11 protein-coding genes are annotated in these 25,283 nt (G+C 77.2%); 9 read left to right on the forward strand and 2 right to left on the reverse strand.

All coding sequences use genetic code 11. The features are described 5' to 3' along the window. Positions 1 to 155: 155 nt before the first annotated feature. From ACIQUQ_RS33835 to ACIQUQ_RS33865, 7 genes are all read left to right on the forward strand, one after another. Entirely contained in the window at positions 156 to 9,014 is an 8,859-nt protein-coding gene (locus ACIQUQ_RS33835) for a beta-ketoacyl synthase N-terminal-like domain-containing protein (protein ID WP_403983814.1), read from the forward strand. Then, on the forward strand, positions 9,004 to 9,423 hold the full coding sequence (locus ACIQUQ_RS33840) for an acyl carrier protein (protein ID WP_403983755.1): 420 nt from the start codon (positions 9,004 to 9,006) through the stop codon (positions 9,421 to 9,423). The genes ACIQUQ_RS33835 and ACIQUQ_RS33840 overlap by 11 nt, the downstream gene beginning before the upstream one ends. A 12-nt stretch (positions 9,424 to 9,435) precedes the next feature. Next, positions 9,436 to 10,371, forward strand: coding sequence for an alpha/beta fold hydrolase (locus ACIQUQ_RS33845; RefSeq protein ID WP_403983757.1), 936 nt, complete (start codon positions 9,436 to 9,438; stop codon positions 10,369 to 10,371). After that, on the forward strand, positions 10,368 to 11,615 hold the full coding sequence (locus ACIQUQ_RS33850; RefSeq protein ID WP_403983758.1) for a glycosyltransferase: 1,248 nt from the start codon (positions 10,368 to 10,370) through the stop codon (positions 11,613 to 11,615). Before ACIQUQ_RS33845 ends, ACIQUQ_RS33850 begins: the two co-directional genes overlap by 4 nt. Further along, positions 11,612 to 14,590, forward strand: a complete 2,979-nt coding sequence (locus ACIQUQ_RS33855) for a methyltransferase domain-containing protein (protein ID WP_403983760.1) — start codon at positions 11,612 to 11,614, stop codon at positions 14,588 to 14,590. Before ACIQUQ_RS33850 ends, ACIQUQ_RS33855 begins: the two co-directional genes overlap by 4 nt. Further along, positions 14,587 to 15,768 (forward strand): galactokinase, encoded by a 1,182-nt coding sequence (locus tag ACIQUQ_RS33860; RefSeq protein WP_403983762.1) that lies wholly within the window; start codon positions 14,587 to 14,589, stop codon positions 15,766 to 15,768. The genes ACIQUQ_RS33855 and ACIQUQ_RS33860 overlap by 4 nt, the downstream gene beginning before the upstream one ends. A gap of 317 nt (positions 15,769 to 16,085) precedes the next feature. Beyond that, on the forward strand, positions 16,086 to 17,276 hold the full coding sequence (locus tag ACIQUQ_RS33865) for an alkaline phosphatase family protein (RefSeq protein WP_403983764.1): 1,191 nt from the start codon (positions 16,086 to 16,088) through the stop codon (positions 17,274 to 17,276). 262 nt (positions 17,277 to 17,538) lie between these two features. Here the strand turns inward: ACIQUQ_RS33865 and ACIQUQ_RS33870 are convergent, their stop codons facing one another. Continuing rightward, entirely contained in the window at positions 17,539 to 17,958 is a 420-nt protein-coding gene (locus tag ACIQUQ_RS33870; protein WP_403983766.1) for a hypothetical protein, read from the reverse strand. 350 nt (positions 17,959 to 18,308) lie between these two features. On the opposite strand from ACIQUQ_RS33870, the gene ACIQUQ_RS33875 reads away from it, so the two are divergent. Then, positions 18,309 to 19,100: a hypothetical protein gene (locus ACIQUQ_RS33875; RefSeq protein ID WP_403983768.1), complete on the forward strand. Its 792-nt coding sequence runs from the start codon at positions 18,309 to 18,311 to the stop codon at positions 19,098 to 19,100. Positions 19,101 to 19,194: 94 nt separating this feature from the next. On the opposite strand, the gene ACIQUQ_RS33880 is transcribed toward ACIQUQ_RS33875, so the two are convergent. Continuing rightward, positions 19,195 to 19,617 carry a hypothetical protein gene (locus ACIQUQ_RS33880; protein WP_403983770.1) on the reverse strand — a complete coding sequence of 141 codons (423 nt, stop codon included), beginning with the start codon at positions 19,615 to 19,617 and terminating at the stop codon, positions 19,195 to 19,197. Between the two features lie 326 nt (positions 19,618 to 19,943). On the opposite strand from ACIQUQ_RS33880, the gene ACIQUQ_RS33885 reads away from it, so the two are divergent. Next, positions 19,944 to 25,277 (forward strand): aminotransferase class I/II-fold pyridoxal phosphate-dependent enzyme, encoded by a 5,334-nt coding sequence (locus tag ACIQUQ_RS33885; protein ID WP_403983772.1) that lies wholly within the window; start codon positions 19,944 to 19,946, stop codon positions 25,275 to 25,277. Positions 25,278 to 25,283 lie beyond the last annotated feature (6 nt).

Here is a 25,283-nt window from a genome sequence, read left to right on the forward strand (position 1 = left end):
GGTCGGTGACCGGGGCGGGTCGCGGGCCGGTCTCGGCCGGGGCCGGCAGCGGGGCGATGGCTGGGGCGCGGGGCGGGCCGGTGGCTTGGGCGGGGAGCAGGTCGGTGGCGGGGGCCGGGAGCGGGCCGCGGCCGGACGACGCGGCGATCGTGGGCATGGGGGCGGTGTTCCCGGGGGCGCCGGACCTGGCCGCGTACCGGCGGAACCTCTTCGGGGGCGCCGACGCGATCGGGGACGTGCCGCCGGGGCGGTGGGACCCCGAGGTGTACTACGACCCCGAGGGGGCGACGGGCCCGGCGCGCAGCGACCGTTTCTACTGCCGGCGCGGCGGGTTCGTCGACGGGGCGGCCGTGTTCGACCCGACCCGGTTCGGGATCATGCCGAGTGCGGTGGCGGGTGCCGAGCCGGACCAGTTGCTCGCACTGCACGCGACCGCGGAGGCGGTCGCGGACGCGGGCGGGCCGGACCAGCTGCCGGCCGACCGTTCCCGGATCGGGGTGATCCTGGGGCGGGGCGGGTTCATGGGGGTGGCCACGGCCCGGCTGGACCAGCGGGTGCGTACGGCCCACCAACTGGCCGCCACGCTGCGGGAGATCGCGCCCGAGCTGGACGAGGCGCGGATCGCGGCGGTGCGGGCCGCCTTCCAGGAGGCGCTCGGGCCGGAGCGGCCGGAGGCGTCGATCGGGCTGGTGCCGAGCTTCACGGCGGCCCGGATCGCGAACCGGCTGGACTTCCACGGTCCCGCGTACACGCTGGACGCGGCCTGCGCGTCCTCGCTCCTCGCGGTGGACCAGGCGGTGGGGCTGCTGGCCTCGGGGCGGTGCGACCTGGTGGTGGCCGGGGCGGTGCACCACTGTCACATCGCGACGCTGTGGAGCGTGTTCACGCAGCTGCGGGCGCTGAGTCCGAGCGAGCGGATCCGGCCGTTCGACCGGCGGGCCGACGGGACGCTGCTGTCCGAGGGGACGGGGGTGGTGCTGCTCAAGCGGCTGTCCGACGCGCAGCGGGACGGGGACCGTGTGTACGCGGTGCTGCGGGGCGTGGGTGTGGCGGGCGACGGCCGGGCGGCCAGCCTGATGAGCCCCCTGGCGGAGGGGCAGGTACGGGCACTGGAACGGGCCTGGCGGAACGCCGGCCTGGACCCGGGGCAGCCGGACGCTCTCGGTCTGCTGGAGGCGCACGGCACCGGGACGCCGGTGGGTGACGCGGTGGAACTCGAGACACTGGCGCGGGTGTTCGGGCCGGCCGATGCGCGCACGGGCACTCCGCGGGTGGCGCTCGGTTCGGTCAAGTCCATGGTGGGGCACGCGATGCAGGCCTCCGGGATGGCGGGGCTGATCAAGGCCGCGCTGGCGGTGCACGGGCGGGTGCTGCCGCCGACGCTCCATCTGGAGGAACCGCGTGCGGAGTTCGCCCGCACGCGGATGCGTCCGGTGACGTCCGCGGAACCGTGGGACCGGCCGCCGGGCGGGGCACCGCGCCGCGCGGGCGTGAACGCGTTCGGCTTCGGCGGCATCAACGCCCACGCGATCCTGGAGGAGGCCCCGGAGCCACGGTCCGCCGTGCCGGCCGCGTCGTCCGTGGCGTCCGTGGCGGGGAGCGGGGCGGGGCTGCGTGCGGGTGCCGGGGCGGGTGTGGGTGCCGGGGCCGGTGCGGGTGCCGGGGCCGGTGCGGAGGCCGGTGCGGGTGCGGGTGCCGGGGCCGCTGCGGAGGCCGGTGCGGGTGCCGGGGCCGGCGCGGAGGCAGGTGCGGGTGCCGGGGCCGGCGCGGAGGCAGGTGCGGGTGCCGGGGCCGGGGCGGGTCCGGAGGCGGGCTCGGGCGACGGCTCCGGCCCAGGGCCGGGAGAGGGAGCGTTGCCGGGGACGGGGGCGCGTACAGGCGCCGGTGCGGCCGCGGGTACGGGTACGGGTCCGCGTCCGATTCTTGGCACGGGCACGGGCACGGGCACGGGCGCCGGGGCGAACGTACGCTCCCACGACGGTGATACGGCGGGCGCGGCGGCTGGGACGGGCGGGGAAGCCTGTACGCGTGCCGCCGCCCGGGGGGACGCCCGGCACCGCAAGGCGGCCCTTTCACCGGGCGGCGAGAACGCCGCCTCACCGAACGTTGCCCGGTCGGGTACAGGGGCCGAGTCCGGCGCCAGGCCCCACGGGGACGCGTCGGCGGGGACGGACCCGGACCTGGCGTCGGGTGGTTGCCGCGCCGTGCGTGCGAGCAAGGGCGCCGGCACGGCGGCCCTCGCGACAGCCGCGGACAGGGAGTCCGCCGCGGGCGGCGTGGGCCAGGAGGCCGCCACGGGCCGGGAGGCCACCGCGAGCGGCGCGAGCCGGGAAACCAGCGCAAGCCGCGCGGGCAAGGCGGCCACCGCGAGCGCCGCGGGCCGGAAGGCCACCGCGAGCGCCATAGGCCGGGAAACCACCGCAGGCGGCGTGGGCCAGGAGACCACCACGAGCGCCGCGGGCCCGGAAACCAGCCCAGGCCGCGCGGGCAAGGCGGCCACCGCGAGCGCCGCGGGCCAGGAGGCCACCGCGAGCGGCGCGAGCCGGGAAACCGCCGCAGGCACAACGACCACCACGAGCGCCGCGGGCCGGGAAACCAGCGCAGGCCGCGTGGGCCAGGCGGTCACCGCGAGCGCCGTAGGCCGGGAAACCACCGCAGGCGACGTGGGCCGGGAGGCCACCACGAGCGCCGTAGGCCGGGAGGCCACCGCGAGCGACGCAGGCCGGAAGGCCACCGCGAGCGGAGTGAGCGGCGTGAACCGGGAAACCAGCGCAGGCCGCGCGGGCCAGGCGGTCACCGCGAGCGACGCGGGCCGGGAGCCCACCCCGGGCCGCCTGGGGGCATCGGGCCGAGAGGGTCCCGCGGGCCATGCGGAGGCGGAGGCCTGCACGGGTGCTGCGGGCCAGGGGGCCTCAGAGGGCCTGCCGGGGGCTTCGGGGCTGTTGCGGGCCGCAGGCCCCGGCATCACGGGTGAGGCGGCCGGCCCGGTCGTGCGGGAGTCCGTGCTGCTGCTGTCCGGCGAGAGCCCGGCGGAGCTCGCGTGGCGGCTGGAGCGGTACGTGGCCGGTGCGGGTGGCGGTGCCGGCCACACCGGGCCAGTTGCGGGTGGCGGTGCCGGGGGCGGGCGCGGCGGTGCCGGCAACGGGCCGGGCAGCGCCGCCCCAGGCCCGTACGACCGTCCCGACGGCGGATCCGGCAGCGCGGCTCACGAGGGCACCGGCCGGTGCGGCGGCGTGGGCGGCCCGTACGCCGGACGGGATCTCGGTTCCGTCCGGTCCGACCGTGAGGGGCGGGCCGGCGTACGCGCCACGGAGGCCGGCCCCGGCGGCAGTACGCGCCATGTCGCCGCCGGGCTCACCGGCGCGGTCGGCGCGGTCGGCGCGCTCGGCGCGGTCGGCGCCGGGCCGTACGCCGCGGGCGGGTCGTACTCCGCGGACGGGCCGTGCCGGCTCGCCGTGGTGGGGCCGACGCCGCAGCGGCTCGCGCTGGCCGTACGCGTACTGGAGCGCGGGCGGGCCTGGCGGGGGCGGGGCGGGGTGTGGTTCACCCCCCGCCCGCTGCTCGGCCCGCACTCCGAGGAGCCCGGCGGCGGCCGCACGGCGTTCCTCTTCCCCGGCCTGGAGCCGGAGTTCGCGCCCGAGACCGGGGACGTGGCCCGGCAGCTCGACCTCCCCCGGCCCGCACTGACCGGCGGCGGGGAGCTGATGGAACGCGCCCTCGACGCGATCGCCGCGGGCCGCTTCTTCGCCCGCGCGCTGGACGCCCTGGGGCTCCGGCCCGATCTGCTGGGCGGGCACAGCCTCGGGGAGTGGGCGGCGATGGTGGTGGCCGGCATGTACCCGGAGGAGGCGGCCGACACCTTCCTCGGCTCCCTGCGGCCGGGTTCGCTGAAGGTCCCGGACCTGGTGTACGCGGCGGTGGGCTGCGCGGCGCCGCGCGCGGGCCGGGCCCTGCACGGGCTGGACCGGGTGGTGGTCAGCCACGACAACTGCCCCCACCAGTCGGTGGTGTGCGGCGATCCCGGGCAGGTCGCGACCGTGCTGGCGCGGCTGCGGGCGGAGGGGGTGACGGGGCAGGAGCTGCCGTTCCGGTCCGGGTTCCACACGCCGATGTGGGAGCCGTACCTGGACCAGGCGCGGGCCGCGTTCCGGCGCCTCCCGCTGCGGGCGCCGCGGGTGCCGGTCTGGTCGGCGACGACCGGAGCCCCGTACCCCCCGGACGCCGACGGGGTGCGCGAGCTGGTCGTCCGTCACCTGCTGGAGCCGGTGGACTTCCGGGGGCTGGTGCTGCGGCTGTACGAGGAGGCGGGGGTACGGGCGTTCGTCGCGGTGGGGCCGGGCAGCCTGCCGGGCTTCGTGGAGGACACGCTGCGCGGCCGGGAGCACCTGGCGGTGGGGGCGTCGGTCCCCCGGCTGGGCGACCTGGCCTCCCTCCGCCACCTCGCGGCGGCCCTGTGGACGGAGGGCCTCACGCCGGCGTGGGACCGGCTGGCGCCGCCGCCTGCTCCGTACGGGCCCACGGCCCCCGCCGTGTCGCCGCTTCCGCCGCGCGGCACGGGAGGCGCTCCGTGCCGGTCCCCGCAGGGCGCGGCGGGCCCGGACGCGGCCCCCGCCGGCGGGCCGGCCGTGCGCACGTGCCCGGCAGGCACGCCGCCACCGGCCGTGGACGCCCCGCAGGACCGGGCCGCGAAGTACGAGGCCGCGCAGGACCAGGCCGCGCAGGCCGGCACCGATGACGGCACCGGCACCGGCGCCGGCCTGGCCGACCCGCCACCACCGGGCCCGGACACCCCGCGAGGCAGGGCCGCTCAGGCTCAGGCGGGCACCGACAGCGGGACCGTCGCCGGCACCCGCGCGGCCGACACCCCGCCGCCAGGCCTGGGCCGCCCGCAGGACGGGGCTCCGCACGCAGGCACCGACCGCCGCACCGACGCCGGCGCCCACCCGGACAACACTCCACCGCCAGGCACGCGCTCCCCGCGGGGCCGTGGCCCGGACACCGTGACCCCGGAGCGGGGCCCGGGCGGCGGCACCGGCTCGGGGACCGCCTGGGCCGAGAGCCCTGCGCCGGACGGGAACTCCCCCCAGGACGGAGCCTCGGGCGCAGGCGCCGAGAGCGAGGCGGCCACCGGGCCTCGCCCGGCTGACGGCCGGCCGGCAGACGTACGCACCCTGCTGGAGCGGGCCCCCGAGGCCACCGGCCGGGGCTCGGGCTCCGAGGGCACGGCCGGGGCTGATGACCGACGGGCCTCCACCCTGGCATGGGACAAGGCTTCGCCGGCGTACACGGCCCCGCACAGGGCGGCCACGCACGAGGCGGGCGCGGGCGCCGGGCCGGACGCGAACGCCCGCCTGGGCGCAGGCGGTGCCCCGCACACGGAGCGGGGCACCGGGACCGGCTCGGGAGCGGGCGCGGGCCCGGGCAGGAGTTCGGGAGGACGCCCGAGCGCGCGCACGGACGCGGGCGTTGTGGCACGCGCAGGCGCGGGCCGGGGCGGGGGCGTGACCACGAGCGTGGACGGGGCCCACGCCACGGGCGACAACGCAGGCTCTGGATCGCGTGCGGGTGCGGGTGCGGGTGCGTACGCAGGCGCAGACCTGGCTCCCGCCGCAGGCGCTGCAGAGGATGAACGCCCGGGCTCGGCGACGGGCGCGGAGGAGAACACGGCCGCAGACGTGAGCGTCGGCCGGGGTTCGCGCACGGGCATCGGCACGGGCGCGTGCGGGGGTACGGATGCGGGCGCAGGATCGGGCCCTTGTCCCGGTACGGGCGTGGCCACGGTCGCGGGCACGGCGCCGACGTCGCGTACGGGCACTGCCTCTGGCATCGAGCCGGTTGCAACCGCGCTTGTGGGTCGCGAATTCGCTGCGGGCACCAGCCTGCAGGCAAGGGGCGGGGTGGTGCTGGATCTCGGGTCGCCCCTCGTGCGGCTCGGTGCGGCGGCGGTCGCGCTGCGGGTCACGGTAGCCGCGCCGGGGACCACGGTCGGGACCGGGACCACATCCGGGACCACATCCGGGCCCGGGGTCGGTCCCGGGACCGGGCCCGGGGCCTGGCCTGGGGCCTGGCCCGGGACCGGAACGGAGAACGGCACGGGGGGCGAAACCGGCCCGGTGGCCGACGCGGGCCCGCGTCCCGGCACCGGAGTTTCCGGAGGCGGGCGTCCCGCGGTGCTGGCGGCGCTCGACGCCGTCCTCGACGAAGTGCGGGCCGCGACCGCCTCGGTCGCCGGGGCGTGGAGCCGTACGACCGCCGCCGCGGCGGTGTCCGCGGCTCGACCTGCAGCGGGCGGTGGCGCCGTGCCCGGCGGCCGGTACGGGTCCGGGGCCCCTCCCGTAGCCGGTGCCCCGATCCGGTCGGCAGAGTCATCCGTGCCCGGCGCCCCACCCTGGCCCGGATCTCCCGCGACCGCCCGCTCCCGGCCCGCCGGACCCGCGTTCCCCGGCTCGCCGTCCGCGCTCCCCGGCCTCCGGCCAGCCGGTCCGCCGTGGCCGGGTGCGTCCGTCGCAACACCCAACTCCCTTCCTGACACGCCGTATTGGGCGGAACTGCCGTCCGCGGCCTCCGGCGCCCGGCCCGCCTCGGGACCGCCCACGCCCGGCACGCTCCATCCGCCCGCCCGACGTCCGCCGCCCCCGCCGGAGAGCGCGGAGGGGGACGTGTGGGTCGAGGAGCGGGTGCTGTCGCTGGGGACGCTGCCGTACGTCGTCGACCACTGCGTCTACCTCCAGCCGGAGGACTGGCCGGACGCGGCGGACCGGTTCCCCGTGGTGCCGATGACCACCATGCTGGAGCTGGCCGCCGAAGCCGCCCTGCGCACCGTTCCGCCGGGCGGGCCCGCCGTCGTCGTCGGGTACGACGAGGTCCGGGCGCTGCGCTGGCTTCCCGTGGCCCCCGCCGCCGAGGTACGGATCACGGCCCGGCCCGTGGGCGGTGGGCGGGTACGGGTGCGCATCGGGGACTGCGCGAGTGTGACCGTACTGCTCGCACCCGGGCGCCCAGCGCCGCCCCCGTACGCCGACCCGGCGCCGCTCACCGCGGAACGGCCGGCGCCCGTGGACGCGGAGGCCCTGTACCGCGACCGGTGGATGTTCCACGGCCCCCGCTTCGCGGGCGTCCACGAGGTCGCCGCGGTCGGCGACGACGGCATCCGCGGGGTGCTGCGGGCCCTCCCCGCGCCCGGCGCGCTCTTGGACGCGGCCGGTCAGCTCCTCGGCCACTGGATGCAACTGCGGCTCACGCACGACCGGTTGGTGTTCCCGGCCGCCCTGGAGAGGATCCGCCTCTACGGGCCCGCGCCGCGCGCCGACGAGCTGCTGGCCGCGACCGCCCGGATCCGCGAGGTCCGGGACGGTTCGGTGCGCGGGGACGTGGAGCTGCGGGCGCAGGACGGCACCGTACGGGCCCGCCTGGAGGACTGGACGTACCGCAGGTTCGCGGCCGACGAGCGCGTGTGGCCCATGAAGTTCACGCCCGAGGTCTGCGGCATCGGTGAGCCGCAGCCGGGCGGCTGGTGCGCGGCGGCCAGGCGGTGGACGGACCCGGCCTCGCAGGGGCTGGTGATGAGGCGCTACCTGGGCGGGGCCGAGCGGGCGGAGTACGAGCGGCTGGGGCCGCGGGCGCGGTCCGCCTGGCTGCTCGGGCGGATCGCCGCGAAGGACGCGCTGCGGCAGTTGCTGTGGGACGGCGGGGCCGGGCCGGTGTTCCCGGCCGAGGTGGCCGTCGGAAACGACGCGTCGGGCCGGCCGGTAGCGGGCGGACTCGCCGCCGGCCTGCGGCTCTCCCTCGCCCACAAGGGGCTGCTCGCCGTGGCCATGGCCCATCCCTCCGAGTCCGTCGGCATCGACGTGGAAACGGTGACCGACGACCCCGGCGCGCTGGCCCGCATCGCCCTCACGCCGGACGAACTGCGGCTGGCGGAGGGGTTGGAGGCCGAGATCGGCGACCTCCTGGACGGCGCCGGCCGGGGCGGGGAGGGTGAGGGTGGCCTCGTGGCCGTCGGGTTGGCGGGAGGCACCGGCGGCGGTCTGCCCGGCCGGCCCTCGGCCTACGCCGGACCGGACGGCACTTGGCCGGTCGCCTCAGGAGCAGACGCCGCCCGGCCGGTCGGTGCCGGGCCGGCCGCCGGCGGACCGGACGGCACTTGGCCGGTCGATACCGGGCCGGTCGCTGCCGGACCGGTCAGCGGCGGGCCGGCCGGCTCGGCAGCAGACCCCGACCAGGCGGTCGACACCCGACCAGCCGTCTCAGGAGCAGACGCCACCCGGCCGGTCGGTGCCGGACCGGCCGCCGGCGGACCGGACGGCACTTGGCCGGCCGGCTCGGGAGCAGACCCCGACCAGCCGCGCAACTCCCGGCCGGTCGGCTTCGGAGCGGACGCCGCTGGTCCGAACGGCGGCGGGTCGGCCGGCCCCGGGCCGGACCACCGCCACAGCGTCAGCCCGGACACGCGCCGCTTGGCGGTGGATCCGGGCGGCCCGGTGCGGGCCCTGGCGCTGACCGCCCTGTGGTGCGCCAAGGAGGCCGCCGCCAAGGCAGAGGGCACCGGGCTCCGCGGACGGCCGCGGGAGTGGAGCGTCGCCGCTGCCCCGGGGCGTGGCGAGCTGTACGTCGCCTCGCCCGGCGGGCGCCGTCGCCTCGTACGTACCGCGGTCCTGCACGTACCTGCTCGGCCCGGCGCCGACCCGGTGGCGCACGTGGTGGCGTGGACGGTGGTCCCGTCCCCGTCCCCGTCCCCGTCCCCGTCCCCGCCCCAGTCCGCGCCCCACTCCCCGGCGCCGTCCGCGAGCCCTCCGGCCCCGGCACCGACTCCGCCGGGCCATCCCCACACAGCCGGCCCACCCGGCCCGCTCGGCCTGAGCGGCCCACCCGGCCCACCCGGCCCACCCGGCCCTCTCGGTCAGAGCGGCGCGCTCTGCCAGAGCGGCCCACCCGGCCCGAACCGCCCTGGCGGGCCGAACCCGCCGACCCCCGCCTCCACCCCCCTACCGACGGAGACCCCGCATGTGCCCTGAAGCCGCCCACCCCACCACGACCCGGACCCCCGCCGCACCCGCGCCGGAGTCCGCCGACGGCGCCGCGACCGGCACGCTCGGAGAGATCACCCGCATGCTCGTCGAGGTCGTCGGCGACGAGTTCCTGCTGGCCGACGAGGTGACCATGAAGACGACGTTCAACGACGACCTGGCCCTGGAGAGCATCGAGTTCGTCGCCCTCGCCGACCTCCTGCACCGCCGCTACGGCCTGGAGGTGGACCTCATGGGGTTCCTCGCCGAGAAGGACATGGAGGAGATCCTCGCGATGTCGGTCGGCGACCTGGTCACCCACATCGACCGGGTCACGAGGGCCGCGCTCACCGCCCGTACCGCCCCGGCGGCCCGTCCCGCCCCGGCCGCCGGCACCCGCCCGGCGTCCGCGGCCTGACCGGCGCCCGCCATGGCCGAGATCCTCGTGAACGCCCTGCGCTTCCACGTGCAGCGGCTCCCCGTACCGGAGCCCGAACCCGACGGTTCGGCACCCGGCCCCGCCGTGGTCTTCCTCCACGGCCTCGTCGTCGACAACCTGTCCAGCTTCTACTGCCCGCTCGCGGTGCCCGCCGCCCGGGCCGGCCACGAGGTGGTCCTCTACGACCTGCGCGGCCACGGCATGAGCGAGCGTCCGCCGGAGGGGTACGACAGCCGCACCGCCGTGGCCGACCTGGTGGGTCTGCTGGCGGCGGTCGGGCCGGCGGGCCGGCCGGTGCACCTGGTCGGCAACAGTTACGGCGGCACGCTCGCCGTGCACGCCGCGCTGGCCCGGCCCGACCTGGTCGCCGGACTGACGCTGCTGGAACCGCCGTTGAGCGGTGCGTGGGTCGAGCGGATGACGGACACGCTGTCGGTGGCCGCGCTGAGCCTGGAGGACAGCCGGGTGCCGGCCGAACTGTCCTCGCTGCGGCTGCGCAAGGCGGCCCGGCTCACCGCGATCGCCGACGCGCTGCTGAACCGCACGTCGCTGATCGACGACATCGCCGCCGGGCGGACCTTCGGCCCGCATGACTACGCGCGGCTGCGCTGCCCGGTGCTCGTGGTGTGCGGAGAGCATTCCGAACTCGTACCGGGTGCGGAGGAGTTGGCGCGTCACGCGCCGGACTGTTCGTTGCGGATCCTGCCTGATCTCGGCCACGACGTGCTCAAGGAGAGCAGCGGGGCGCTGCGGGATGCCGTGCTCGGGCACCTCGGGGCGGTCCGGGCGGCCGTGCGGGCCGGGGGCGCCGCCGGCACCGTGGGTGTCGAGGGTGCCGCCAGGGCCGTGCCGTCCGTGGACGCCGTCGGTGCCGCCGGCGACCGCGGTGCCGCCGGCGCCGTGGGGACGGGAGCGATGGTGCCATGAGGTTCCTCTTCGTGGTCCCGCCGCTGGCGGGGCACGTCAACCCCACGCTCTCCGTGGCCGCCGAGCTGGCGGCGCGGGGGCACGAGACGGCGTGGGCCGGCCCGGCGGAGGTACTGTCCCGGCTGCTGCCCGCCCGGGCCGGGCTGTTCGACGCCGGCGGGTACGAGGGCACGCAGACCGGCGGTCGCGGAGGCGGCGGAGGTGCGGGCGCAGCCCCGGGCGGGCCCGCGGCCGGGCCCGCGCCCGCCGCCGGCTACGCCGCGCTCCACGCCCACTGGCGTGACCTCCGCGGCGTGGCCGCGCTGCGCTTCCTGTGGAGCGAGGCGCTGTTGCCGCTCGCCCGCGCCATGGTGCCGGGTGTGGTGCGGGCGGTCGACTCCTTCCGTCCCGATGTGCTGGTCGCGGACCAACAGGCCCTGGCCGGCCCCCTGGTGGCCCGCCGGCTCGGGGTGCCGTGGGCGACCTCCGCGACGACCTCGGCCGAGTTCACCCGCCCCTTCGCGGACTTCCCCAGGGTCGGGGAGTGGGTGGCGGGGCAGGTCGCGGAGCTGGTGGCCGAGTACGGGTGGCCGGCGCCCGCGGGCTGGGACCCGAGGTTCTCCGAGCGGCTGGTGCTGATCTACTCCACCCCCGAACTCATGGGTGTGGACGGCGGGTTCCCGGGCCATTACGCATTCGTCGGCCCCGCCCTCGGCGCGCGGCCGCCCGCCGCGGAGTTCCCGTGGTCCCGGCTGGACCCGGACCGCCGCCGCGTGCTGGTGTCCCTCGGCACCCTCAACCAGGAGGCGGGCAGCCGCTTCTACGCCGGTGTGCTGGCGGCCGCCGAGCGGCTCGGGGACGAGGTGCAGGTGGTGCTGGCCGCGCCCGCCGCCGCCCTGACCGGCCCGGTGCCGGACCACGTCCTGGTCCGGGACTCCGTGCCCCAGCTCGACCTGCTGCCGCACCTCGACGCGGTCGTCGGCCACGGCGGCCACAACACGGTGTGTGAGGCCCTCGCCCACGGGCTGCCGCTGGTGGTCGCCCCGATCCGGGACGACCAGCCGATCGTGGCCCGGCAGGTCGTGGCGGCGGGCGCGGGCGTGCGGGTGCGGTTCGGCCGGCCCCGGGCCGAGGAGCTGTACGGGGCGGTCGCCGGGGTGCTCGGCGATCCCGGCTACCGCCGGGCGGCCCGCAGGATCCAGGCCTCCTTCGCCGCGGCCGGCGGTGCCGCCGCCGCGGCCGACCGTTTGGAGAAGCTGACATGAGCCCTTCGCCGCGCACCCGCTGGGTGTCCGCCGCCGCGTTCGTCGCGCTGGCCGCGGGGACGGTACGGGCCCGGGCGCGGCTGCGCGCCCTGCCGGTGCTGGCGCCCGTAGCGCCGTACGGGGAACCCGCGGGGCCCGCCGGTCCCGGGGACCCCACTCCACCCGGGGAACCCGCCGCACCCGGGGAATCCGCCGCACCCGAGGAGCCCGGAAGGCACTCGGAGCCGGGCGGCTCCGCGTCCGGCCCGTACCGGCTCCTCACCGCCGAAGGCGTGGTCGTGGGCCCGGGGGTGCTGCGGGCCGCGTGCGCGCACGCCGGGCGCGAGGGGCTGCGCGTACTGGAGCTGCTCCCGTGGGACCTGGAAGCGGAGCGGGCCCTGGGGCTGCTGCGCCTGGTGGACCCGGCCGCGTACCGGCGGGACCGGCTCGGCGCGGGGCGGGGTGCGGGGTACGCGCTGCTGGTGACGGAGGAGGTGCTGGGCCGGGCCGGGGCCGACCCCGACGCCGTCCGGTCGGTGCCGGAACTCCTCGCGCTCGGGCGCCGGTTGAAGGGGTACGCCGCCGACGCCACGGACCTGGCCGTCGCGCCCGGCCTCCGCGCGCCCGCGCCCGTGCCGGCACCCGGCCGACGCGTCGAGGAGCTGTGCGCGCAGGGGCTGCCGCCGGGAGCGCTGACCGCCGCGCAGCTGGGCGGCCTGGCGCTGCTGGCCGTCGGGGCCGTCCGGCACGGCCGCTGGGGTGCCGCGGCCGCCGCGCTGTACTGGGCGCAGCCGTACCTGGTCCTCGGCACGGGCGGCCCGCTCCGGCCGGCCGGGCTGGGGCGGGCCACCGCGGCGCGTCCGCTGCGTGCGCTGGGCACCGGTCTGCGTGCGGCCGTCGAGGTCCGGGTGGCCGGGGCGGTGCGGGGTGCGCTGGACGCGCACGCGCGGGCCGGGCGCGCCGCGGAGTACGCGGCCGAACTCGCCGGCGGCACGGGCCGTTTCTTCGAGCAGCGCCGGACGGACTGCCCGTGGTGCGGGCGGGCCGACGGGCTGTCCGTGCGCGTGCGGGTGCCCGACCTGCTCCAGGGCAAGCCGGGCCTGTTCACGCTGGAGGAGTGCGGTGCCTGCGGGCACGTGTTCCAGAACCCTCGGCTGAGCCCGGCCGGCCTGGACTTCTACTACCGCGACTTCTACGACGGGACCGGGCGCGAGGGGGCGGGCACCGTCTTCGGGCGGCTCGGTCCGCACTACCGGGCGCGGGCGGAGATGCTGCGCCCCTTCGCCTCTCCGGTGTCCTGGCTGGACGTGGGGACCGGACACGGCCACTTCTGCCTGGTGGCCGGGGAGGTGTGGCCGGACACCGTGTTCGACGGGCTGGACATGGGCGACGGGGTGCGGGAGGCGGAGCGGCGGGGCTGGGTCGGCACCGGCTACCAGGGGCAGTTCCCGGAGCTCGCCGGGAAGCTGGCCGGGCAGTACGAGGCGGTCAGCATGTACCACTACCTGGAGCACACGCGGGACCCCTTCGCGGAGCTCGACGCGGCGGCGGCCGTGCTGGTGCCGGGCGGGCACCTGCTGGTGGAGGTGCCGGATCCGGGTTCGCGGATGGCGCGGCTGCTGGGGGCGTACTGGCTGCCGTGGTTCCAGCCGCAGCACCAGCACCTGGTGCCGGCGGAGAACCTGCGGCGGGCGCTGGCGGAGCGGGGGTTCACGGTGGTCGCGGAGGAGCACGGCCGGGCCCACCAGCACAACGACTTCGTGGGGGCCGTGGCGCTGGCCGTGAACCGCCTGGCCCCGGACCCGGACGCCCCCTGGGCTGCCGGGCCGGCCCCGGGCCTCCCCCGCCGGGCGGCCCGCCTGGCGGTACGGACGGCCGCCGTCCCGTGCCTGGCCGCGGCGGCGGCCCTGGACCTGCTCCGCAGCGCCGCGGCCCGCCGCACGGACGGAGGCAACGCGTACCGCCTGGCCGCCCGCCTGGACCACCCCGCCCCACCACAACCGTGGCCCCGGGCGGCGGAGGTGAGGGGCACGGCCGATGCGGGCGGCACGGCGGGTGCGGCCGGTGCCCACAGTGCGGGCGGGACGACCCACACCGGCCGTGCGGGCGGCCCGGAGGGCCCGGCGGGTCCGAACGGCACAGCGGGCCCGGCCGACGGTGCCGGTCCCGCCGGCACGGCGAGTTCGCCCCGCACCGCGACTTCCGCCGAACCGGCGACTTCGGCCGGCAAGGCGAGCCCAGCCGACACCACGATCCCCGCCGGCAGGAGGGAGTCGAACGGCATGACAAGTCCCGCCGGCACGCCGGCTTCGGCCGGAAGGGGAGGTGCTGCCGGTCAGGCGAGGCCGGACCCTACGGCGACTTCGACCGCCATGGCGAGTTGCGCAAGCACGGCACGTTCCGCCACCCCGGCGACTTCGGCCGAGACGACAACTCCCGTCGACACTGCAACTCCCGCCGACGCGACGAGCCCCACCAGCACGACGACCTCCGCCGGCGGGGCAGGTCCCGCCGGCACGACGGCTTTCGCCGGCGCGACAATCCCCGGCAGCACGCCGGCTTCGGCCGACAAGGCAGGCACGATCGCTCAGCCGGGGCCGGGCCGTACGGCGGCTCCGGCCGCCATGGCGAGTTGCGCCGGCACCACGGGGCCCACCGGCACGGCAACTTCCACCGCCCCGGCAACTCCCGCCGACACGGCGAGTCCCGCCAGCACGGCGAGTCCCGCCAGCACGGCGAGTCCCGCCAGCACGGCGACTTCCGCCCTCAAGGCAGGCGCGGCAGCCAGCACAGCCGGTCCCACCGCCACGGCAAGTGCCGCCGGTACGGCGAGCGCAGCCGGCACGACCGGACCCGCCGGCACGGCGACTTCCGCCAGCACGGCCGAATCCGCCGGCACGGCCGAACCCGCCGGCACGGCGGGTGCAGCCGGTGCCGCGGGTGCGACGGGTGCGGACGTGCCGGCCGGTGCTGCCGAAGGGCGGGCTGACGCATGAGTCCCCGCCCCACACGGGCCGGCACCGCCAGCACGGAGCGCTTTGGAGCCGAACCGTCGGCCTCGCGAGACGTCGACCCGGATCCGGCCGGGCGCGAGCACGACGACGCCCGACGCACGGAACCGGCACCCGTCGGCCCCCGAGCTGCCGGCATCGGCCTCAACTCCGGGATCCCCAACCCCAGCTCTCCCGGCCGCGGTGTCCGCGAGCCCTGCGTCCCCGATTCCGGTAGCCCCAGCTCCGGCGTCCCCGACGCCGGCTCCTCCGACCCGTGTGCCCCCGACGCCGGCTCCCTCGCCCGGCGGGCCACCGCCGATCCGTTGTTCCGGCTGGTGGCGTACGCGTTGGAGGCCGCTCACGGGCGGGCGCCGGCTGCCGTGTGGAGTGCCCCGCACGCCTTCCACCTCGGTTCGCCGGGGCTGGTGGCCGCTGCCGGGTGGCCGGTGGCGGCGGCCGCCGCCCCGCGTACGGACGGGCAGGTGCGGCTCAGTTCGCTCGGGCACCCCGCGCAGAGCTGCACGCTGCCGCTCGCGGGGAGACGCCCCGCGGACGTGCCGCCGTGGGCGGTCCGCCCGTACGCCGTGCTGCGCGCCCTCGCCGAGGCCGGGTACGGCCGCCACGGCACCGACCTGCACGTGCACGGCACGCTCACCGAGGCCGCCGGCCTCTCCCTCGCCGAACCGGCCGACTGCGCCACCGCCCTCGCCGTCGCGGACGCGCACGCGCACGCGCCGGACGGCGAGGCACCCGACCGGGAGCGGATCGCCGCGGTGCTGCGTGCCCTGGCGCCGCCCGGTGACGAGGCGCTGCGCAGTGCGGTGCTGCACGCCTGGAAGGGCAGCGCGCTGCTGCTCGGTGGCGAGCGGCCCCGCCACGTGCCCTTCGACCCGGCCGCCTCAGGGGCGCGGCTGGTGCTGATGGCTGCCCGGGGCACGGGGACAGCCGAGGAGCGCGCCGCGGACCTGCGCGCGGCCGCAGACCGTGCGCGGCGGGCGGGTGCGATCGGCATCTGGCCGCCGGGGGCGGGGCCGGCCCCGCGGAGCCTGCTGATGATGCTGCCCGAGCACCGCCGTACGGCCGTGCGCGGCGCGGTGGCGGAGGAGTTCCGGTCCCGGCGGCGTCCCGTACCGCGCTTCCTGAACATCTCGGTCGCCGGCGCGGCCCGGCGCGAGAGCTGACCCATGGGCTGGGCGGGGTCCGGCGGAGGTTGTAAAGCCGGTCGCCGTGAAAGCGGGTCCGACGGGGTCCGGCGTCGGTCGCCTCGGGGCGGGTGGTCCCACGGCGGTCCGGCGGTGGCCGCGTCGGTCGCCCTGGCGGGGCCCCGCGGCGGTCCGGCGGGTGCCGGCGCCGGGCCGGCCGGGCCCCCGCCATGCGCCCACCGCCCCCAGTCCCCGCCCCCGCCCAACCCTCCGCACCCCACCCCAAGCCCGGCCCGCACCCCGGTTCACGCACACCCGGAAGGAAGACGACAGGACATGCAGAAGGGAAGGCACCCATGAGCTCCATCCGCCTGCGGCGGATCCGGACGGCCGGCGGGATCATCGCCGCCACCGGCCTGATCACCGCCGTCGCCCTCACGGATTCCCAGGCAGCCTCGGAGGCCGCCACCAGGACCACCACGGCGGCCGCGGCCGCCGCGCTGCCCGCGTACGACCACGTGGTCGTCGTGGTCTTCGAGAACAAGCAGTACGGGGAGATCATCGGCAGCGCGAACGCCCCGTACATCAACCAGCTGGCGAACGGCGGCGCGAGCCTGACCGGGATGAAGGCGCTCACCCACCCCAGCCAGCCGAACTACTTCAACCTCTTCTCCGGATCCACCCAGGGCATCACCGGGGACGGCTGCTACACCCCGCAGTCGATGACCGCGGCGAACCTGGGGCAGGAGCTGATCGCCGCGGGCAAGACCTTCGCCACGTACAACGAGGACCTGCCGGCGGAGGGCTCCACGGCCTGCACCAACGGCCAGTACGCGCAGAAGCACAACCCGTGGTTCGCGTTCAAGAACGTGCCGCTGAACACCGGCAAGACCTGGGCGCAGTTCCCCAAGGGCGACTTCGGGGCGCTGCCGCACCTGTCGTTCGTGGTGCCGAACCAGTGCAACGACATGCACTCGTGCGCGGTCTCCACGGGAGACACGTGGCTGAAGAACAACCTGGACGGCTACGCCCAGTGGGCCAAGGCCAACCGGAGCCTGCTGGTGCTGACGTGGGACGAGGACAACTACCTCGGCTCGAACCGGATCGCCACGGTGTTCCACGGGGCGGACGTGAAGCAGGGCGCGTACAGCGCGGCGTACAACCACCACAACCTGCTGCGGACCTTCGAGGACCTGTTCGGCACCGGTCACGCCGGGAACGCGGCGAGCGCGACCCCGGTCACGGAGGTGTTCGGTACGGGCGGTTCGGAGCCGCCGCCGTCCGGTGACCTGAAGATCACCAACCCCGGACCGCAGACCTGCAGGTTCAACCAGTCCTGCACGATCCAGCTGACCGCCACCGGCGGCAAGCCGCCCCTGAAGTACGGCGCCACCGGCCTGCCCTTCGGGCTCACGCTCGACACGGCCACCGGACGGATCACGGGCAAACCCTGGGCCACCGGAACCCTGACCGTCAACGCCACCGCGACCGACACCACCGGCGCCACGGCCGGCACCACCTTCCCGCTCACCGTCACCTGGTTCTGACCGGACACGACGACCCGGACACGACGACCCGGGCATGACGGCCGGGCGCGACGACCCGGACACGACGACCCGGGCATGACGGCCGGGCACGACGACCCGACACGACGGCCCGGGCACCGCGGCCGGGCACCGCGGCCGGGCACCGCGGCCGGGCACCGCGGCCGGGCACCGCGGCCGGGCACCGCGGCCGGGCACCGCGGCCGGGCACGACGGGGGACGCCGGAAGGGCCTCGGGCCCCTCCGGCGTCCTGTGCCGGGGCGGTTACTTCTTGACCTTCTTCTTCACCTGCTCCTTGATCTCCTTCTTGATGTCCTTCTTCGTCACGGTCCCGCCGGTGCCGGTGCCGTCGCCGCCGACCGCGGTGGCGTCGCCGGTGTTCACGGCATCCGCACTGGCGTTGCCGCCGGTGGCGTTGCCCGTCGTGATCGTGCACTTGCCCTTGCACTCGCCGACGCCGGAGTTGGCGTTGCCGCCGGTGGCGGTGCCGCCGACCGTGGTGTTCTCGGCGTTGGCGTCGCCGCCGGTACCGATGCCGTCGGCGCTGTCCGCCGGGGCCAGGGTCACCACCGCCTGCGGAGCGGGCGCGGCCATCGCGGTCGCCGGGAGGGCGATGCCGCCGCCCACCAGGGCGAGGGAAGAGCCGGCCAGAACGATGCGACGGGTCAGGAAACGCTGGAACATCGGAATTCTCCGTTCGGAAGAAGGTGGTGTGGCGAACCGCCCCGCAATTCCTTTTCGAGGCAATTCCTTTCCCTCTGTTCGCCGGGGTGGGATTCCCCGGTGAGGGCGTACTTCAAATAAACCCTGCGGGCGGTCCCGCGTCACGCCACTTGAATACGTTACTTGACACCGGGAAGGGATCTTGGTTGAATTCGCGGCCGCCTGGCAGGGCACGACTGCCGCCGGGCCCTTTCGGCCGTACGGGTGGGCACCCGGGGGAAACCGCGCGGCACCCCGCCAGATCGCGTCCGGGGCATGACCGGCGCGCTAACGTCGGCAGCACTTTGCCCGAGAACCCCCGGAGAATTCCGATGAACGAGCGTTCCTGGACCCGTCGTCTCGTGCTTGCCGCCGCTTCCGTGGCACTGGCCGGCGGCATCGCCTTCCCGGCGACCGCGATGGCCGCGCCGGTTCCGCAGTACGGAGTCGACCTCGCCCGCATCGCCGCGGTCCACCTCGGCGACCACTCCCCCGGGTGCCTCGGCGCCTGTCACGGCAGCGTCAACACCGCCGCGGGCGACGGCGCCCCGGCCGTGTGCGAGGGCCTGTGCCACGGCAGCGTCAACACCGCCACGGGCAACGGGGCCGCGGGCGTCTGCCGTGGGCTGTGCGGCGACAGCGTCAACACCACGGTCGGGGACGGCGCGTACAGCGAGTGCCTGGGCCTGTGCGACGACAGCACGAACACCGCGGTCGGCGACGGCGCCTTCGACGTGTGCAGCGGCGTCTGCCACGCCAGCGTCAACACCGCCGTCAGCGAGGACGTGCTGAGCCTCGCCCAGGTGGACCGGGTGACGGAGACGGGGCAGGGCGCGCGGGCCGGCCGCGGTGGCGACGGCGACGGCGACGGCGACGGCGGGGAGGGCGGCAGCAGCAGCGCGGACGCCATCGCCATCAGCGGTGACGCCAACGCCGAGAACACCACGGTCGGCGGCACCGCCACCAGCGGCTCCGCCACCTCGGGCGGGGTCGGCACCTGCATCGGCCGGTGCACGATCGTCACCGGGGACGCGACGAGCGGCAACGCCAGCGCGGACGCCGCGAACGCCGGCGACGCGACGGCCGTGAGCGGCGACGCGACGGCGACGGGCGGCAGCGCCTGACCGTCCGGCGGAACGCCCGGACGCAGAAGGACGCCGGAGAGGCCCTGGGCCTCTCCGGCGTCCTTCTGCGTCCGGGCTCGTGGTGACCCGAGGGTCACTTGTTGAGCTTCTTCTGCGCCTTCAGCTCCGCCTTGAGCTTCTTGACGTCCTCCTTGGTCACGGTGCCGCCGGTGCCGGTGCCGTCACCGCCGACCGCGGTCGCGTCGCCGGTGTTCACGGCATCCGCACTGGCGTCGCCGCCCGTGGCGTCGCCCGTGATGATCGTGCACTTGCCCCGGCAGCTGCCGACGCCGGTGTTGGCGCTGCCGCCGGTGGCCGTGCCGCCGACCGTCGTGTTCCCCGCACTGGCATCGCCGCCGGTACCGATGCCGTCGGCGCTGTCCGCCGGCGCCAGGGTCACCACCGCCTGCGGAGCGGGCGCGGCCATCGCGGTCGCCGGGAGGGCGATGCCGCCGCCCACCAGGGCGAGGGAAGAACCGGCCAGAACGACACGACGGGTCAGGAAGCGCTGGAACATCGGAATTCTCCATTCGGGGGAAAGGGATGCGAACCGACCGCCGGAATTCCCGGTGGGCAATTCTCGCGCCGCTCGTTTCCGGGGATCCGTTCCCCGGTGAGGGCGTGCTTCCAATAAACCCTGGTCCGGAGCCCTGGTCACGCCACTGCAATACGTGTCTTGACGACCGGGAGCGATCTTGGTAAAACTCCGCGGCGCGCGGCCGGGGACGGCGGGAACACCCTTTTCGAATCCTGTCAAGTAACGAATAGCCGGGGCTGGGGTCCCCTTCCTTCCGCCGGGCACGGTGGCTGTCCAGGACTGATCCCAGACAAGGAAGACCCGTCATGACCGACATCGCCATCACCGGGCTCGGCTGCCGCTTCCCCGGCGCCCCCGACGTCCGTGCGTACTGGAAGCTCCTGCTGAGCGGAGAGCGGCAGTTCTCCGCCGTGCCGCGCGAGCGCTGGAACCACGGCACGTTCCACACGCCCGACGACCGGTCGGCGCCCCACGGGGCGTACACGGACCGGGTCGCCTTCCTGGACGACGTGGACCGCTTCGACGCCCTGCACTACGGGGTGCCGCCCGCCCGGGCCCGGGCCATGGACCCGCAGCACCGGCTGATGCTCGACGTGTCCCGCGAGGCCCTGGACGACGCGGGGCTGGGCCGGGGCGACTTCGACCGCGAGAACACCGGTGTCTTCTTCGGCGTGTCCGTCTCCGACTACAAGGACCTGATGACGGCCCCGCTGCGGGCCGTCGCCCTGGTCGACGGGACGGCCGGCGACGACCGCAGGCCGGCCTTCGACGCGCTGCGGGAGGAGGCGGGCCGGCTCGGCGCGATCCACGCCTTCACCCTGCCGGGCAGCCTCCTCAACATGGCGGCCGGCACCGTCAGCCGCCAGTTCGACCTCGGCGGCCCCAGCTTCACGGTCGACGCCGCCTGCTCCGGGTCCCTGGTGGCCCTGGACCAGGCCGTCGCCCAGCTCCGCCAGGGCAACTGCCGGATCGCGGTCGTCGGCGGCGTGTACCTCAACCTCACGCCGGACGGCCTGGTCGGGTTCTCCAAGCTCCGCGCCCTCTCGCCCTCCGGGGTGTGCCGGCCCTTCGACGGCACGGCCGACGGCTTCGTCCTCGGCGAGGGCGCCGGCGTCGTCGTCCTGCGGCCCCTCGCCGACGCGCTGGCCTCCGGCGACCGCGTGTACGCCGTGGTCCGGGGCGTCGGCTCCGCCAACGACGGCGCGTCGCCCGGCCCCCTGGTCCCCACCCCCGACGGCCAGCTCCGCGCGATGCGCCGGGCCTACCGGGACGCCGGCCTGCCGCCCTCGTCCGTGGGGTTCCTGGAGGCGCACGGCACGGGCACCAGCACCGGAGACCGGGCCGAGATCGAGGCGCTGCGCCGGCTGCGCACCGAGTACCCCGACGACGACCCGGCCCTGTGCTACCTGGGTGCGGGCAAGGCCCTGATCGGCCACTCCCTGTCGGCGGCCGGCGTCGCGGGGCTGATCAAGACGGCGCTGGTCGTGCACCACCGCACGATCGTGCCGCAGCCCCCGACCCGTCCCGACCCCGGCCTGGGCGTCTCCGCAGCCGGCCTGCGCTTCGCCGACTCCGCGCGGCCCTGGCCGAGCCCGGGCGCCCCGCGGCGCGCCGCCGTCAGCTCCTTCGGGTTCGGCGGCACCAACGTCCACGTGGTGCTGGAGGAGGCGCCCGCTGCCGTCGGCGCCCCGGCCGGCACGCCGCCGGTACGCACGCCCGGGGACGGGACGCCGCCGGTGAGCAGCACCTCCGCCGGTACGCCGCCGGTGAGCAGCACCGCCGCCGGTACGCCGCCTGCCGGCAGCACCGCGGCGGGTACGCCGTCGGTGGGCGCCCCCGCGGCCGGACCGCAGCTGGTGCTGCTCACGGCCGGCAGCGCGGAGCTGCTCGACCGGCACATCGGCGAGGTGCTCGACGCCCTGGACCCCGCCCCGCGCCCCCCGCTCACCGCCCTGGCCCACACCTTCGGCGCCCGCGCGCCGCTCACCGCCCGGCTCGCGGTCGTCGCCGGCGACACGGACGGCTTCGTCCGGCGGCTGCGGGACGCCCGCCGCCAGCTCGCCGGAGGCGCCCGGGGCGACCTCGGCGACGGCGCGTACGCCGCCGACGCGCCGCTGCCCGCCGCCGCACGCGGGATGGCGTTCCTCTTCCCCGGCCAGGGCAGTCAGCGGCCGGGCATGCTGCGGGACCTGCACGACAGGTTCCCGGCCTTCCGGGCGACCGTCGCCCGCCTGGGCGCCGTGGCCCGCCGGGACACCGGCATCGACCTCGCCGACCTGCTGTACGGGGACCCTGCCGGGGACGGAGAGGGGCCGGCGGCCGGCGACCGGCCCCAGGACGGCGGTGTGGGCGAGGCGGCGGCGCGGCGCCGGCTGGCCGCCACCGACGTCTGCCAGCCGCTGCTCGGCACCGTCCAGCTCGCCGTCACCCGTCTCCTCGCCGACTGCGACGTGACCCCCGGCCTCACCCTGGGCCACAGCGTCGGCGAGTTCGCCGCGGCCGCGGCGGCCGGCGCGCTGACCCCGGAGGACACCGTGCGGCTGCTGGTCCACCGGGGCGCCGCGCTGCGCCGGGCCGGCGACGGCGTACGGGGCGGGATGCTCGCCGTACAGACCGACAAGGAGACCTGCCGCCGACTCACCGACGGCATCGACGACGTGTGGCTCGCCTGCTTCAACCAGCCCCGGCAGGTCGTGGTCAGCGGCACGCCGCACGGACTCGACGCGATGCGGCGGGCCTGTGCGGAGGCGGGCGTGGCGACGGTGACGCTCGACGTGTCCGACGCCTTCCACTCGCCCCGGCTGGCCGCCGCCGAGGAGACGATGCGGGAGGACCTCGCGGGGCGGCGCCTCGGCCGGCCCTCGCTGCCGTTCGTCTCCTCCGTGGACGCGCGGGTCTGCACCGACCCGGCGCGGCTGCGCGACCTGTGGGCCCGCCACGCCTCGGCCCCGGTCCACTTCGGCGACGCGGTCCGGACCGCGTACGAGGCGGGCGCGCGCATCTTCCTCCAGGTGAACGGCGGCGGCTCGCTGCTCACGTCGGTACGGCGCAACCTCCCCGGCCTCGACGACGTGTACGTGGTCCAGGCGGCGTCCGCCGACCCGGACGGCGGGCACGGCTTCGTACGGGCCCTGGCCCGCCTCGCCGTCCTGGGCGTACCGGTCGACCCGCGCGTCCTGGTGCCGCGGGAGGCCCGGCGCCTGGTCGACCTGCCGGTGGCCCGCCTGGACGGCCAGTCGTACTGGGTCCCGGGCACCCGCCCGTCCCGTCCGGCCCCCGCGACGGCCGCGGCCACCCCCGCCCCGCCCGACACGTCCCCCACCGCCGGCCCCGCGACGGCCCTGGCCCGGTCGGGCGCGCCCCTCGCTGCCCCGCCGCCCACCGGCACCGCCCCGGCCGGCGCCCCAGCCCCCACCGGTGCGACCGGCCCCGTCGGCACTCACGACACCGACGCGGCCGCCACGGGCACTGCCGCGGCCCCATCGGCCGACACCGCCGGCCCCGTCGGCCCACCCAGCTCATCCCTCGCGGCCGGCGCCTCCGACCCGGCCGGCGCCCTCCCGGTCAGCTCCGCCCCGGCCCACACCACCAACCCGCCCAGCGCATCCCACACGGCCGGCGCCACCGCCCCGGCCGGCGCGTTCCTCGTGGCCGACCCCGGCGACCCGCTCGGTCCGGCCGAACCGGCCGAACCCGTCGACCTGATGTCCCAGCCCGTACCGCCCCTGGAGCACCCGATGCACCTCCCCGAGAACCACCCGATGAACGACCTGCGCCGGCTCATCGAGCAGCAGGTGGCCCTGATGAACCGCCTCAGCGAGGTGCTTCCCGGTCCCGGCCGGGACCCGGAGGCCCGTACGGACGCCACGACCGCGCCCCCGCCCCAGGCCCCGGCCCCGGTCTCCCCCGTCCCCGAGCCCCTCGCTGAGCCCGTCCGGACCCCTGCCCACACCGCCGCGGCGACCGAGCCCGGCCCGGAGCCGGTCCCCGCGGGCACGCCCGGCGTGCCCCGGCACGACCCGGTCCTCGACTCGGTGCTCGCCCAGGTGGCCCGGATCAGCGCCTTCCCGGTGGGGCACCTGCGCCGGGACCAGCTGCTGGTCGACGACCTCGGGTTCGACTCCCTCATGCTGACCGACCTCTTGACCTCCCTCCGGCGCGAATGGCCGCACTGGAACTTCGACGAGCGGGCCGCCGACCTGCCGACCGTCGGGGGCCTCGCCGCCCTCATCTCGGACGGCGCACCGGACGCCACGACAGCGACACCGGCACCGGCAGCGGCACCGGCCCCCGTGACCGCCCCCGCCCCCGTCCCCGTCCCCGCCCCCGTCCCCGTCCCCGTCCAGCGTGCCGCGTACGCGGACCACGCCCCGCCTGCGGAGCCCCGGGACCCCGCGCCGGCGCCCGCCCCCCTGCCCCCCGAGCACACCCGCATCGAGAGCTTCCCCGAGGTCACGGCGCACGCCGAGCGGTTCGCCGCGCTCGGCCGGCTGGGCCTGCCCAACCCGTACTTCCTCGTCCACGAGGGCGGTCTGACCGACACCACCGTGGTCGACGGCCGGCAGCTGCTGTCCTTCTCGGGCTACAACTACCTCGGCCTGGCGGCGCACCCGCAGGTGACCGGGGCGGCGCGGGATGCGATAGCCCGTCACGGCACGTCCGTGTCCGCCAGCCGCCTGCTGTCCGGCAGCCGGCCGCTCCACCTGGAGCTGGAGACCGAGCTCGCCGGATTCCTCGGCTGCGAGGCGGCGCTCACCCTGGCCAACGGGCACGCCACCAACGTCACCGTGATCGGGCACCTCGTCGGCCCCGGCGACCTCGTCGTCCACGACGCCCTCGCCCACGACAGCATCCTCCAGGGCTGCCGGCTGTCCGGCGCCACCCGGCGCCCCTTCCCCCACAACGACGCGGCCGCACTCGACGCGCTCCTCGGGCAGGTCCGCCACCAGTACCGGCGCGTCCTGGTCGTCGTCGAGGGCGTGTACAGCATGGACGGCGACGTCGCCGACCTCACCGCCCTGGTCGACGTCAAGCGCCGGCACGGCGCGCTGCTGATGGTCGACGAGGCGCACAGCGTCGGGACGATCGGCGCGACGGGCCGCGGCGTCGGCGAGTACACCGGCGCGGACCGGCGGGACGTCGAACTGTGGTCCGGCACCCTCTCCAAGGCCCTGGCCAGCTGCGGCGGGTACGTGGCCGGGAGCGCGGCGGTCGTGGAGTACCTGCGGTACACGGTCCCCGGCTTCGTCTACAGCGCCGGCATGACCCCGGCCGACACCGCCGCCGCGCTGGCGGCGCTCCGGGTGCTGCGGGCCGAGCCGGAGCGGGTGGCGCGGCTCGCGGAGAACGCGGCGCTGTTCACCCGGCTGGCGCGCGCGGCCGGCGTCGACATCGGGGAGAGCCACGACACCCCGGTCGTGCCGTGCATCACCGGCGACTCGCAGCGGGCGCTGCGCCTGGCGGAGGCCCTGTTCCGGCGGGGGATCAGCGTCAACCCGATCCTGTACCCGGCGGTGCCCGAGGACCTGGCCCGGCTGCGCTTCTTCGTCACGGCCGAGCACACGCCGGAGCAGATCCGGCGGACGGTGTCCGCGCTGGACGACGAGCTGGGGCGGCCGTCGGCCGTCCCGGCGGCCTGAGGCCGT

Origin of the sequence: Streptomyces sp. NPDC101118, assembly GCF_044759445.1 — a bacterium.
In the GTDB taxonomy this organism is placed as follows: domain Bacteria; phylum Actinomycetota; class Actinomycetes; order Streptomycetales; family Streptomycetaceae; genus Streptomyces.